General features: G+C 67.6%; 12 protein-coding genes. 6 read left to right on the forward strand and 6 right to left on the reverse strand.

Translation table 11 applies throughout. The annotated features are described in order from the left end of the window. Positions 1 to 2: 2 nt before the first annotated feature. From E3O46_RS04440 to zapE, 3 genes are all read right to left on the reverse strand, one after another. Positions 3 to 509 carry a type II toxin-antitoxin system PemK/MazF family toxin gene (locus E3O46_RS04440; protein ID WP_241985051.1) on the reverse strand — a complete coding sequence of 169 codons (507 nt, stop codon included), beginning with the start codon at positions 507 to 509 and terminating at the stop codon, positions 3 to 5. Between the two features lie 184 nt (positions 510 to 693). After that, the gene (locus E3O46_RS04445) at positions 694 to 1860 is read right to left on the reverse strand and encodes an ammonium transporter (protein ID WP_370294846.1); all 1167 of its coding nucleotides are present in this window, start codon (positions 1858 to 1860) and stop codon (positions 694 to 696) included. A 389-nt stretch (positions 1861 to 2249) separates the two neighbouring features. Then, positions 2250 to 3308, reverse strand: a complete 1059-nt coding sequence (gene zapE, locus E3O46_RS04450) for a cell division protein ZapE (RefSeq protein WP_134561170.1) — start codon at positions 3306 to 3308, stop codon at positions 2250 to 2252. A 186-nt stretch (positions 3309 to 3494) separates the two neighbouring features. Here zapE and E3O46_RS04455 point away from each other — a divergent pair, with 186 nt between their 5' ends. Both E3O46_RS04455 and E3O46_RS04460 read left to right on the forward strand, forming a co-directional pair. Continuing rightward, a complete protein-coding gene (locus E3O46_RS04455) occupies positions 3495 to 4397 on the forward strand; it encodes a sulfurtransferase (protein ID WP_134448010.1) in 903 nt (300 codons plus the stop codon). A gap of 20 nt (positions 4398 to 4417) precedes the next feature. Then, positions 4418 to 4852 carry a SufE family protein gene (locus E3O46_RS04460; RefSeq protein WP_134448008.1) on the forward strand — a complete coding sequence of 145 codons (435 nt, stop codon included), beginning with the start codon at positions 4418 to 4420 and terminating at the stop codon, positions 4850 to 4852. 5 nt (positions 4853 to 4857) lie between these two features. On the opposite strand, the gene E3O46_RS04465 is transcribed toward E3O46_RS04460, so the two are convergent. Continuing rightward, positions 4858 to 6087 carry an alpha/beta hydrolase family protein gene (locus E3O46_RS04465; RefSeq protein WP_134561171.1) on the reverse strand — a complete coding sequence of 410 codons (1230 nt, stop codon included), beginning with the start codon at positions 6085 to 6087 and terminating at the stop codon, positions 4858 to 4860. Positions 6088 to 6150: 63 nt separating this feature from the next. Between E3O46_RS04465 and E3O46_RS04470 the strand changes: the two genes are divergently transcribed. The 4 genes from E3O46_RS04470 (at position 6151) to E3O46_RS04485 (ending at position 11364) form a co-directional block, all read left to right on the forward strand. Continuing rightward, complete coding sequence (locus tag E3O46_RS04470; protein WP_134559836.1) at positions 6151 to 6741, forward strand: DUF3000 domain-containing protein; 591 nt, start codon at positions 6151 to 6153, stop codon at positions 6739 to 6741. Next, positions 6734 to 7930: an HRDC domain-containing protein gene (locus E3O46_RS04475; protein WP_134561172.1), complete on the forward strand. Its 1197-nt coding sequence runs from the start codon at positions 6734 to 6736 to the stop codon at positions 7928 to 7930. The genes E3O46_RS04470 and E3O46_RS04475 overlap by 8 nt, the downstream gene beginning before the upstream one ends. A 77-nt stretch (positions 7931 to 8007) precedes the next feature. Continuing rightward, on the forward strand, positions 8008 to 9207 hold the full coding sequence (locus tag E3O46_RS04480) for a thiolase family protein (protein ID WP_134448000.1): 1200 nt from the start codon (positions 8008 to 8010) through the stop codon (positions 9205 to 9207). A 3-nt stretch (positions 9208 to 9210) separates the two neighbouring features. Next, the gene (locus E3O46_RS04485) at positions 9211 to 11364 is read left to right on the forward strand and encodes a 3-hydroxyacyl-CoA dehydrogenase NAD-binding domain-containing protein (protein ID WP_134447998.1); all 2154 of its coding nucleotides are present in this window, start codon (positions 9211 to 9213) and stop codon (positions 11362 to 11364) included. A gap of 90 nt (positions 11365 to 11454) precedes the next feature. Here the strand turns inward: E3O46_RS04485 and E3O46_RS04490 are convergent, their stop codons facing one another. After that, on the reverse strand, positions 11455 to 12432 hold the full coding sequence (locus E3O46_RS04490) for an aldo/keto reductase (protein ID WP_134561173.1): 978 nt from the start codon (positions 12430 to 12432) through the stop codon (positions 11455 to 11457). A 112-nt stretch (positions 12433 to 12544) separates the two neighbouring features. Next, entirely contained in the window at positions 12545 to 13462 is a 918-nt protein-coding gene (locus tag E3O46_RS04495) for an NAD-dependent epimerase/dehydratase family protein (protein WP_134561174.1), read from the reverse strand. Between the last annotated feature and the right edge of the window lie 18 nt (positions 13463 to 13480).

Genomic DNA, 13480 nt, shown 5'->3' on the forward strand with positions numbered 1-13480 from the left:
TCCTAGTTCCAGCCGTAACGGCCGCGCAGGACCGTCGCGATGCGCCCGTAGCGCGCGGCATCGACCCTGGCGGCCTCACGACGCATGCCGCCCGGGTTCACGATGAAGACCCGGTCCACGTTGACCCAGCTGGGACGGCCGCTCCTGTCCCAGTCGCCGACGCCGAGCGCCACATAGTCGGGGTGCCCGGTTCGGTCCTTGCTCGTCAACTGGACGGCCAGGACGGCCCCTTTGCCCGCCTCGGCCACGATCACGACCGGGCGGTCCTTGCCGCGCCCGTCACGTTCCTCGAAGGGAACCCAGGTCCAGACGATTTCTCCAGGGTCCGGACTCGCATTCCGGGTCGGCCGGTAGGCGAGCCGTACATCACGAAGACTCCGCGGGTCGACTTCGACGGTCGCGCCCGCTCCGGTTCGACCAGGGCTCGGAACCGTCGACCGGTCACTGCGAGGCCTCGTCGGCGCGAAGAGTCGCCGCAGGGCACTGAAGAAACCGCGGATGGCTGACACAGCCACACTGTATCGCACCCGATCCGTCAGGCGCTGACGGGCGACTGCTGGGTCGACGGTCAGCATCCGCTCGTGCACAGGCACCGGATCGGACGCAAGAAGGGGCGCATCCGCGTGCCGCGGATGCGCCCCTTCTTGTTTCGGCTGGCTCTGGTTTCAGCTGCCCGCGCAGAGAAAGTGCCGGTTAGACGGCGTCGAGCGCGTAGCCCTCTTCGCCGTGCACGATGGTGTCGACGCCGGCTACTTCGTCTTCGTTCGTGATGCGGAAGCCGATCGTCTTCTGGATGATCCAGCCGATGGCGTATGCCATCACGAAGGAGTAGATGCCGATGCCGAATGCCGCGAGGGCCTGCACGCCGAGCTGGTTGAAGCTGCCCGTCTGGAGGAGGCCGACGTTGTTGCCGACGAGACCGACGTAGAGCGTTCCGATGATGCCGCCGACGAGGTGGATGCCCACGACGTCCAGGGAGTCGTCGAAGCCGAGCTTGAACTTCAGGTCGATCGCGACGGCACAGACGGCGCCCACGATGAGCCCGAGGAGGATGCCCCACATCGGGGTCAGGATGTTACACGCGGGGGTGATCGCGACGAGGCCTGCGACGGCGCCCGATGCTGCACCGATCATGGTCGGCTTGCCGTCCTTGATCTTCTCAACGATCAGCCAGCCGATGATACCGGCGGCGGGTGCTGCGAGGGTGTTGATCCAGGCGAGGGCGGCGATACCGTCGACGGCGGCTTCGGAGCCGGCGTTGAAGCCGAACCAGCCGAACCAGAGCAGTGCGGCGCCGAGGAGGGTCAGCGGCACGTTGTGCGGCTTGGAGATGCCCTTCTTGAAGCCGACGCGCTTGCCGAGGACCAGGGCGAGGGCGAGGCCGGCCGCACCGGCGTTGATGTGCACCGCGGTGCCGCCGGCGAAGTCGTTGACCTTGAGGAGGAAGGGAGCCCAGCCGTCCGTGAGGTTGAACACCCAGTACGCGACCGGGAAGTAGACCAGGGTGGCCCAGACGCCGGCGAAGATCATCCACGCGCCGAACTTGGCCCGGTCGGCGATCGCTCCGGAGATGAGGGCGACGGTGATGATCGCGAAGGTGGCCTGGAAGCCGGCGAACGCGAGGGCGCCCAGGTCGGGTCCGCCGTCCTTGCCGCTCGTCAGGAGTGCGTTGAGGCCGATCAGCTCGGACGGGTTTCCGAGCCAGCCGCCGATGAGCGGCGGTCCGAAGGACAGGCCGTAACCGTAGAGGACCCACAGCACGCCGATCAGGCCCATGGCGCCGAAGCTCATCATCATCATGGAGATGACGCTCTTCGCCTTGACCATGCCGCCGTAGAAGAAGGCCACGCCCGGAGTCATCAGGAGGACGAGGGCTGCCGCGACGAGGAGCCACAGGGAATTGATGTTTGTGGTAAGTGCATCAGTCGTATCGTCCAGCAGGACCGACAGTTCAACCATGGATATGGTTACCTCTCTCTAACTAACAGGGATGACCGCCGACGTGCACAGGGTGAGCGTGAAGCGTGTATCGGCAGGTACAGAGACAGTGTGGAGTGCACACGTTTCCGCACACGCTCAGGGATGTTTCGACCGCGTTACGCGATTGTTGACCGTGTTAACATCGTGTTTCCTGACGCCCGGTATCTCCCGACTCCGCGTTTCCCGGCTTGACTCAGCCGCCGATTCGACAGGGCCGTTCCGGCAAACAGGCACGTCAGAGCCGCATTCGGCCGCGACGGATCCCGGTTTCAGTCGTGCGGAGGGAGCTCGCCCGTTGTCAGTGCCACCATCCGCGACTGGGAGCGCTGGTACTTCTTCCGGTAGCCGCCCGCGAGCATCTCATCGTCGAAGACCTCCGCGAGGGGCAACCCGCTCGCGACGATCGGTATTTCGGCGTCGTAGACGCGATCGATGAAGGCGACCAGCCGCAGGGCATCCGTCTGGTCGGTCAACAGGTAGCTGTCGGTCAGGGCGATGACCTCGACCCCGGCGATCAGTTTGATGTACTTCGACGGATGCACGGTGCTGAGATGCCGGATCAGGGAACCGAAGTCGTCTTCCGTCACGTTCGCTCCCCTGGCCACGAGCGCCGCGACGAGCCGGTCGAGTTCGGGTCCCTCGACGGCGACGGAGTGGCCTTCGATGTCGCGCCTGCGGTAGTCGAGCCCGTCGATGCGGAGGATTTCGAAGTTCGCGGACATGGCGCGGATCTCGCGAAGGAAGTCGATGGCCGCGAACCGGCCCTCACCGAGTGAATTCGGCGGCGTATTGGAGGTCGCGGCGACCCGGGTGCCCGAGGCCACGAGCTCGCCGAGCAACCGCGTCATCAACATGGTGTCGCCCGGGTCGTCGAGTTCGAACTCGTCGATGCAGATGAGCTTCGCCCCGGAGAGCTGCCGGACCGCCGCAGCATAACCGAGCGCCCCGACGAGGGCGGTGTATTCGATGAAGGTGCCGAAGTACTTGGGGCCCGGCGCGGAGTGCCACAGCGCGGCGAGCAAGTGGGTCTTCCCGACGCCGAACCCACCGTCGAGGTAGATCCCCGGGAGTTGCGCTGGAGCCTTCCGGGTACGTGAGAAGAATCCGCCGGGGCGCTGCGGTCGCCAGGCCTCGGCGAAGGCCGTGAGCCGGTCGACGGCCTCGAGCTGGGAAGGGAAGTTCACATCGGGCCGGTAGGACTCGAATGAGGCGTGCTCGAACTGGGGAGGCGGCACGAGTTCGGCGACGATTTCGGCCCCCGTGATCTCGGGAGAGCGTTCCGCGAGCAGATGCAGCCGACTGGGAGCCCGGGGCGCCTCTGGAACCATCGTGGAATACCCGTGTTTCTGTCTCGGTTGGCCATATGGGCTGCTTTTCGGACATTCGTGTTGAAGTATTTCACCACGAATGCGCGACCAGGCCGGACCGCGTACATTCGAAGCGCGGGCCGGAAGACCAGCCTAAACCGCGTTCAAATGATCCCGGGGCACCGCCCGGCCCCACTGGAGGTTCCCATGCCCGTCGATCTCGATCCGGATGCCAAGTTCGCCGCGTACGCTCATCCCGAACGGCTCGTCAGCACGGCCTGGCTGCGCGAACACCAGGGTGATGCCGGACTCACTGTCCTCGAGTCCGACGAGGACGTGCTCCTCTATGAGAGCGGCCACATCCCCGGCGCCGTCAAGATCGACTGGCACACCGAGCTCAACGACGCGGTCCAGCGGGACTTCGTCGACAGCGCTGCCTTCGCGGCCGTCCTGGGTTCGAAGGGCATCGCGCGCGATTCCACCGTCGTGATCTACGGCGACAAGAACAACTGGTGGGCCGCGTACGCGCTCTGGGTGTTCAGCCTCTTCGGCCACCCCGACGTGCGCCTGCTCGACGGCGGCAGGGACAAGTGGATCGCCGAGGGCGGAGCCCTGACCCGCGAGGCCACGGAGGTGGCTGCCGCGGAGTACCCCCTCGTCCCCCGCAACGACGCGCCGATCCGCGCCTTCAAGGACGACGTGCTCGCACACTTCGGCCGCCCGCTCATCGACGTCCGCTCCCCCGAGGAGTACACCGGGGAGCGCACCACGATGCCCGCATACCCGGAGGAAGGCGCCCTGCGCGGCGGCCACATCCCCTCTGCGGCCTCCGTGCCGTGGGCGCGCGCCGCGGCACCGGATGCGACCTTCAAGTCCCGCGCGGAACTCGAGGCGATCTACCGCGGCGAGGCGGGGCTCCGCGAGAACGATGCCGTGATCGCGTACTGCCGGATCGGCGAGCGGTCGAGCCACACCTGGTTCGTGCTCACCCACCTGCTCGGATTCGAGGACGTGCGCAACTACGACGGTTCCTGGACGGAATGGGGCAACGCCGTGCGGGTCCCGATCGTCACGGGAGCGGCCGCCGGTACGGCCCCCGAACCCCGCTGAACCAGGACAGGATCTGATTGATGACCACCACCGAACTGCCCGCGAAACTGGCCGAGATCCAGGAAGACTTCCTCGAGCTGGAACAGAAGGACCGCTTACTCCTTCTGCTCGAGTTCGCCGATGAACTCCCCGAGCTTCCGAGCCGGTACCAGGAGCATCCCGACCTGCTCGAACGCGTCGTCGAGTGCCAGTCACCCGTGTTCATCTTCGTCGATGTCGACGACCGGGACGCGGTGCACCTGCACGCGACGGCGCCCAGGGAGTCCCCGACGACCCGGGGATTCGCGTCCATCCTCGCGCAGGGCCTCGACGGCCTGTCCGTCGCCGAGGTGCTCGCCGTGCCGGACGACTACCCGCAGACCATCGGACTCACGCAGGCGGTCTCGCCGCTCCGCATCCGTGGCATGTCCGCGATGCTCGCCCGCACCAAGCGCAAGCTGCGCGAGCGCCCCTGAGACCGCTATCCGGCCGGGTGGAGCGGATCATCAGGCCCGGTCGGTTCCGCCGGGGATTCGAGTTCGCCGAGCCAGGTCCCGATCGCCGCGTTCCATCCTTCCCTGTCATAGTTCCAGAGTTTGGTGTGCCGCGCGACGGTGAACGGTAGAAAGGTCACGATGTCGGGCCGGCGAACCGCGAGGGCGCGCGACGGGCTCGAGGGCACGTAGCCGTCGTCATCGCTGTGCATCAGGAGCACGGGGAGCTCGAGGTCGTCGGCGCGGGTCACGAAGTCGAGCCTGCGGAAGTCGATCGGACTCGCCTGGCCGGTGAGGCGGCCGCCCCACCGCCGGCCGAGGACCTGCATGGCCCCCGTGGCAACGAGGCCAGGCAGGCGAAGCGTGCTGCCCTGCAACGCGACGACGTCTGCCCAGTCGATCACAGGCGAATCGAGCACGATGCCGGAGAGCAGGTGCGGGTAGCCCGTACGCGTCGCGGTTTGCAGCACGATCGCGCCGCCCATCGACCACCCCATCAGCACGATGCTCGTCGCGCCGCGAGCCGCCGCGAAACCGATCGCCGCATCGATATCGCGCCATTCGGTATCCCCGAGTCCGTACCGGCCGTCGTCGCTTCCCGGCGCGTCGCCGTCGTTGCGATACGAGACCAGGAGGCAGCTGTAGCCCCTGTCGTGGAACACAGGGACGGCCCGCAGGGTCTCCTGCCGTCGCACACCCCGCCCGTGCACCTGGATCACCCAGCGACCGTCCGGCCGCTCGGCGGGGACCAGCCAGGCCGGGGCCTCGCCGACCTCCGTCTGCACCTGCACCTGCTCGAACGGGAGGCCGAGATCCCAGGGACCCAGATAGGAATACCCGCCGAGGCGGCCTCTGCGGGCCTCGCTCAGGTCCCCGTAGTCGATTCGGGCTATCCGGCGGATGACCGCCGTCTTCGTCACGCGGAGGACCTCGCCGAGCTGGGCGTGCCCGGACTCACGCTCGAACCAGAAGCTGTAGTCACCGGGCAACACGGAATCCGGCGTCACCGCGAGCGTGATCGTCGCGGCCTCGAGATCGACGCCGAGAACGTCGGTGTCGTCGGCGCGTGCGTCGGACGGCGTCACGATACGACGCGCCATCACGGCGGCCAGCACGCTCACTCCCGCCACCACGACCGTGGCCGCGCCGGCAACTACGAGAGCCGTGACCGCGACGACCAGTCCGCCCGGCGTCCCTGACCTCGATTTTTCCCGCACGCGTACCTCCGGCTGCCCGGCGTGCCTCACCGACCCGCCCGGAAAAAACTCTAGTCTGCAGACGTGCCCGAAACACAAGAACCACTCCCCCCGGAGTTCGCCGCTGCGCTCGCGGCCATCCGCAGAGCGCACACCCGCACCGACCTGGTGCTCAGCGAAATCCCGGCCCCCGGGAAGCTCGCCCCGCACGCCGTTGCCCTCTCCGCGGATGTCGCCCCGTCACGCCACGGAGGCAACTCCGATCTCGGGACCGGCCGTTTCATCCTCCTCTATGACCCTGAGGAGCCGGAGGCCTGGGGCGGAGCATTCCGGGTGGTCTGCTTTGCGCAGGCTCCCCTCGAGACGGAGATCGGTGTCGACCCTTTCCTCGCCGAAGTGGCCTGGGCCTGGCTGATCGATGCCCTCGACTCCCACGGAGCCCGCTATACCGCGGCATCCGGAACCGCGACTAAGATTATTTCGTCGGGCTTCGGCGAACTTGCGAAGCAAGGCGACGGTGCGCAGATAGAGCTGCGTGCTTCGTGGACACCTGTGGACCACAATCTCACCGCTCACGTCGAAGGCTGGGGCGAATTGATCTGCATGCTCGCAGGTCTTCCCCCGATTGGCGAAGGAGTCAGCATGTTGTCCGCACGCCGAACTGGTCGTGGTTGATCACCGCGTGATCGATACGCGGGACGCCTATCTGGCGGCCACCGCTGCCCTCAGCGAGGGAACGGGACCGATCGGCATCGACGCCGAACGGGCATCCGGTTTCACATACTCCCAGCGCGCGTACCTGATCCAGATGTACCGGCGCGGCGCGGGCACCTTCCTGTTCGATCCGCCGGCGATCGGGGATTTCTCCGAGCTCAACGCGGCGATCGCGGGAGACGAATGGATCTTCCACGCCGCCAGTCAGGACCTCGCGTGCCTGAGGGAGGTCGGCCTCGACCCGCACAACATCTTCGACACCGAACTGGCCGCACGCCTTCTCGGCTTACCGCGGGTCGGCCTCGGCACGGTCGTCGAGGAACTCCTCGGCATCCATCTCGCCAAGGAGCATTCCGCGGCGAACTGGTCGACCAGGCCGCTCCCGGAGAGCTGGCTCGTCTACGGCGCCCTCGACGTCGAGCTCCTCCCCGACCTGCGCGACCGTATGGTCGAGATGCTCGCCGCCGACGAGAAGACCCAGATCGCCGCCCAGGAATTCCAGGCGACGCTCGACCACGAGCCCAAGCCGATCAGCGCAGAACCCTGGCGCAGGCTGTCCGGGGTGCATTCGATTCGTTCCCAGCGCAACCTCGCCGTCGCGAGATCCCTCTGGCTTGCCCGCGACGACCTCGCCAGGCACCTCGACGTGTCTCCGGGGCGCCTCGTCCCCGACGCGTCGCTCGTCGCCGCTGCACGGGTGTTGCCGGCCAGCAGGCAGGCGCTCGCCGATCTCCGCGAGTTCAGCGGCCGCGCGAGCCGCAGCGAACTCGACAGGTGGTGGACTGCGATCCAGGACGGCATCCGCGCGACGGACCTTCCCTCCCTGCGCGGAACCGGTGACGCCCTTCCCCCGCCGCGGGCGTGGTCTGACCGGAATCCAGAGGCCGACCTGCGGTACAAGGCGGCGCGGCTTGCTCTCGGCCAGATCTCCGAGTCCTTCGCGATCCCGATCGAGAACCTCGTCACTCCGGACTTCGTGCGCCGGATCGCCTGGACGCCACCGGAGCCGATCGAAGTGGAATCCATCAGCGAGGCGCTCGCCGCCCTCGGTGCCCGCGACTGGCAAATTGAACTCACTGCACAACAGATCACGGCTGCCTTTGTCGAAGCCAACCAAAACATCGCCGTAACCGTCGAGGTCGATTCGTAGGATCCGTCCAAGGATTCGACCCGTCAATCGTGCCACCCTAGGATCAACCGACACCTGATCTGATTGATGGAGGCACCGTGGCCGAAAGAGCAGAAGTCGTGTTTGTGGATGGGGTTCGTACCCCGTTCGGACGCGCCGGCGAAAAGGGCATGTACTGGAACACCCGGGCGGATGATCTCGTGGTGAAGGCCATGATCGGCCTGCTGGAACGGAACCCGAAGGTTCCGGGGGAACGTATCGACGAGGTTGCGATCGCCGCGACGACGCAGTCGGGAGACCAGGGACTCACCCTCGGTCGCACCGCGGCGCTGCTGGCCGGGCTGCCGAAATCGGTGCCCGGATACGCGATCGACCGGATGTGCGCCGGTGCGATGACCGCCGTGACCACGGTCGGCGCCGCGATCGGCTTCGGGGCATACGACCTCGCCATCGCCGGCGGCGTCGAGCACATGGGCCGGCACCCGATGGGCTCCGGCGTCGACCCGAACCCGCGGTTCCTCTCCGAGCGGCTCGTCAGCGAAGACGCCCTGAACATGGGCTCGACCGCAGAGCGCATCCACGACCGCTTTCCCGAGTACACCAAGGACCGGTCGGACCGGTACGCGCTGCGCAGCCAGCAGAAGGTCGCAGCGGCGTACGCGGCAGGCAAGATCCAGCCGGACCTGGTCTCCGTCGCCATTCGCAGCGAACAGGGCTGGGGGCTCGCGACCCGCGACGAAGCGCCGCGCCCCGAGACGACCCTCGAAGGCCTCGCCACGCTGAAGACCCCGTTCCGGCCCTTCGGCCGGATCACGGCAGGCAACGCGTCCGGGCTCAACGACGGCGCGAGCGCCTGCCTGCTCGCGAGCGGCGCCGCCGCAAAGGAACTCGGCCTCAGCGTCAAGATGAAGCTCGTGAGCTTCGCCTTCGCGGGTGTCGAGCCTGAGGTCATGGGCCTCGGCCCGGTACCGTCCACCGAGAAGGCCCTCCGCAAGGCCGGCCTCGGCATCACCGACATCGGACTCTTCGAGCTCAACGAGGCCTTCGCGGTCCAGGTCATCTCCTTCCTCGATCACTTCGGCATCGACGACGACGACCCCCGCGTCAACGAGTACGGCGGTGCGATCGCGATCGGCCACCCGCTCGCCTCCTCTGGCGTGCGCCTGATGAACCAGCTCGCGCACCAGTTCGCCGAACACCCCGAGGTCCGTTACGGCCTGACCGCCATGTGCATCGGCCTCGGGCAGGGCGGCACCGTCATCTGGGAAAACCCGCACTTCAATCGGAAGGCAAAGTAAGCGATGACCGACTACACCGCACTCGATTTCTCCGAACTCGTCGCCCTCTCCGGTGACGAGGTCGTCACGCATTCCTTCGTGCGCGACATTCCCCTGTCCGGGGCGCGCACGCTCGCCCTGGTCACCCTGGACAACGGCAGGGACCACACCCGTCCGAACACCCTCGGTCCGGTCACCCTTCTCGAGTTCGCCGCCACCCTCGACGCCCTCGCCGAGCGGGCGGCACGCGGTGAGATCCACGGCGTCGCCGTCACAGGCAAGCCGTTCATCCTCGCCGCAGGCGCCGACCTCGGCAAGGTCAGCGAGATTCCCTCGCTCGCGACGGGCAAGCTGCTCGGCCAGCTCGGCCACCACGCCCTCGGGAAGCTCTCCACGCTCGGTGTGCCCTCGTTCGTCTTCATCAACGGGCTCGCACTCGGGGGCGGTCTCGAGATCGCCCTCAACGCCGACTACCGCACGGTCGACGCATCCGTCGCCGCCGTCGCCCTCCCCGAAGTGTCCCTCGGGTTGATTCCCGGCTGGGGCGGCTCCTACCTGCTGCCGAACCTGATCGGCATCGAGAACGCCCTCACCGTGATCATCTCGAACCCGCTCAAGAACCGGGTCCTCAAGGCCACCGACACCGTCGAGCTCGGCATCGCCGATGTGCTCTTCGGGTCCGCGGCATTCCTCGAGCATTCCATCGCCTGGGCGGACGGCGTGATCGCCGGCACGACGACGGTCACCCGGCCGAACAAGCCGGGAAAGATCGAGCGCCTCGTGAAGTGGGACGCCGCGATCGGAATCGCCAGGCGGATGCTCGAAAGCAGGATCGGGACTGTCGCGCTCTCCCCGTATATCGCACTCGACCTGCTCAAGGCCGCCAAGAGCGGCACACGCGAGGAGGGCTTCGAGCGCGAGGACGATTCCCTCGCCGCGCTCATCGCCGGCGACCAGCTCCAGGCCAGCATCTATGCGTTCAACCTCGTGCAGAAGCGCGCCAAGCGCCCGGCCGGTTCTCCGGACAAGAAGCTCGCGCGCCCGATCACGAAGGTCGGCGTCATCGGTGCCGGCCTGATGGCGAGCCAGTTCGCCCTGTTGTTCGTTCGCCGCCTGCAGGTGCCCGTCGTCATCACGGACCTCGACCAGGCCCGCGTCGACAAGGGCGTCGCGTACATCCACGGCGAGATCGCGACGCTGCAGTCCAAGGGCCGCATCACAGCGGACGAGGGCAACCGGCTCAGGGCTCTCGTGACGGGCACGACGGACAAGGCGAGCTTCTCCGACGCCGACTGGGTGATCGAGGCCGTGTTCGAGGAACTCGGCGTCAAGCAGGATGTCTTCGCCGAGATCGAGAAGTACGTGTCGCCGGAGGCGATCCTCGCGACGAACACCTCGTCTCTCTCCGTCGAGCAGATCGGTGCGAAGCTCGCCCACCCGGAGCGCCTGGTCGGCTTCCACTTCTTCAATCCGGTCGCTGTGATGCCGCTCATCGAGGTCGTGAACACCCCGCAGACGAACGAGACGACCCTCTCGACCGCGATGGTGATCGCGGGCAAGCTGAGGAAGAACGCCGTGATCACGCGTGACACCCCCGGCTTCGTGGTCAACCGCATCCTCGCGAAGCTCCTCGGTGAGGCCATGCACGCTGTCGACACCGGCACCCCGTTCGAGGTCGTCGACGGCGCGATCGCGCCGTTCGGACTCCCGATGACGCCGTTCGAGCTCCTCGAACTCGTCGGGCTCAAGGTCGGAGCGCACGTCCTCGACACGCACCATGCCGCGTTCCCCGACCGGTTCTTCGAGAGCGACAACCTGCACCGGCTCGCCGAGCACGGCAAGATCCTCGAGCGCGATGCCAAGGGAAAGGTCACGGGCTTCGACAAGACCGCGAAAAAGATCGTCGCCGGCGGCACGACGCCGATGACGGGCGAGGAGATCCTGCGACGCATCGAGGACGGACTCGCCGACGAGATCAAGCGGATGCTCGACGACGACGTCGTGCACGCGGCGGAGGACATCGACCTGTGCGTGATCCTCGGGGCTGGCTGGCCGTTCCAGATGGGCGGGGCCACCCCGTACCTCGACAGGGTCGGCGCGAGCGAGCGCGTCTTCGGCGGCACGTTCCACACGCCGATGATCCGCGGAGTCTCGTCGGAGGTTCCCGTAGCCCTCTAGCGTCCGCTGCCCGCCTGAGTTGCGCAAAAAACACCCTCGTCGAGTCGGCGAGGGTGTTCTTTGTGTGGCTCAGGCGGGGAGGCGCCCTGGTTACCTGTTGACCCCTGACATGTCGGCGTAGCGGTCGCCCGCGGGGGCGTCGAGCGCGCCGAGGGTGGCGAGCTGCGCTTCCGTGAGGATGAGGTCACCGGCGGCGACGTTCTCCTCGACCCTGGCGACCCGCTTGGTCCCGGGGATCGGGGCGATGTCGTCGCCCTGGGCCAGCAGCCAGGCGAGCGCCACCTGGGCAGGGGTCGCGTCGAGTTCCGCGGCGACGGCATCCACCTGTTCGACGATGCGGATGTTGGCGGCCAGGTTCTCGCCCTCGAACCGAGGGTTCGAGCGGCGGAAATCGCTCGCGTCAAGCTGGTCGAGCGAGCGGATGGTCCCGGTCAGGAAGCCGCGACCGAGCGGCGAGTATGGCACGAAGCCGATGCCGAGCTCGCGCAGGAGTGGGAGAAGCTCCTTCTCCGGGTCACGGCTCCACAGCGAGTATTCGGTCTGCAGCGCCGTCACGGGGTGTACGGCGTGCGCGCGGCGAATCGTGTCCGGTGCGGCCTCCGAGAGCCCGTAGTGGCCGATGACGCCCTCCTCGATGAGTTCGGCGAGGGCGCCGACGGTCTCCTCGACCGGGACGCCCGGGTCCATCCGGTGCTGGTAGTACAGGTCGATGTGGTCGGTTCCGAGTCGGGACAGGGAGCCATGCACCGAGAGGCGCACGTTCTCGGGGCTGCCGTCGAGGCCCCTGCTTCCGTCGCCGCGGTGCAGGATGGTGCCGAACTTGGTCGCGACGACGACCTCGTCGCGCCGGTCGGCAAGTGCTCTTCCGAGGAGTTCTTCGTTGAGGTACGGTCCGTAGATCTCCGCGGTGTCGAAGAGCGTGACGCCGAGGTCGATCGCGCGGTGGATGGTGCGAATGGACTCCGCTTCATCCGTTCCGGCACCGGAGTAGAACGCGGACATGCCCATGCAGCCGAGTCCGAGCCGGGAGACGATGAGGCCGGTGCTTCCGAGAGTGATGTTCTTCATGCTGGGGAGAGCCTTTCCGATTCTGAGTGGAGGGAGGTCGTCGCCGACCTCGGGGATCGAGACCGTGCTGGGCGGGGTGGGTATGCTGCAACCCTAAAACCTCGAGGGCGGTTCAGGGATGACGGATGCCGACGCCGGCGAGGAGGGAACGGTACCCCTCCCGATAACTCGGGTAGGCGAAGCGGAACCCGCTCGCGAGCAGGAGGGCGTTACGACAGCGCTTGTCGCCGCCGCGAGGTCCGGGCGACGCCCGGCCCGCTGACCCGACGGGACTCGCGGGACTGTCGGCCGATTCCCCCACCACTGTCGACGCGCGGCTCGCGAGTCCGACCGGATCGGGAACGCCGAGTTCTGCGGCGAGGAAGGCGAGGACGTCACCGCGCCGCGCGGGAAGGCTGTCCGCGCCGAGGTAGAGCGGCGCGGGCTCCGCGTCGCCGGTCACGAGGTGCACGATGGCCGCTGCCGCGTCGTCCCGATGGATGCGGTTGGTGTGGCTGGACAAACCCTCCGCAGAGGTCGTCCCGTCGCGGACTTGGCCGATCAGGCGTTCCCTGCCGGGCCCGTAGATCCCGGCGAGCCTCAGCACGGTGGCGCCGGGCAGGCGGCCGCGCAGCAGGTCCTCGGCTTCGAGGAGCACGGCACCGGTCCCGGACGAGGGCACAGCGGGAGTTCCCTCGTCGATCCAGCTCCCGTCATTCACGCCGTACACGGCGGTCGAGGACACGAGCAGGAAGCGGCTCGGTTCGACGCCCGCCGCATCGAGGGCGTCGAGGAGGTTGCGCAGGCCGTCCACGTAGGAGGTGCGGTAGGCATCCGCGGTCGGGCCGGCCGCGGCGATCGCGACGATCACGATGTCGGTATCGGCGGGGACCACGGGCCGCTCACGGGTGAGGTCGACGGCCTGGCCCTCGATCGCGACGGGGAGAACGCCGGGCGACCTGCGCAGCCCGACGACGCGGTGTCCGAGTGCCGCGAGCCGCAGCCCGACCTCGGTTCCGAGATCGCCGCAGCCCGCGATCATGACCGTCATCGGCATGCCCCGTCGCGC

It is taken from the genome of Cryobacterium glucosi (assembly GCF_004402235.1).
Classification (GTDB): Bacteria; Actinomycetota; Actinomycetes; order Actinomycetales; family Microbacteriaceae; genus Cryobacterium; species Cryobacterium glucosi.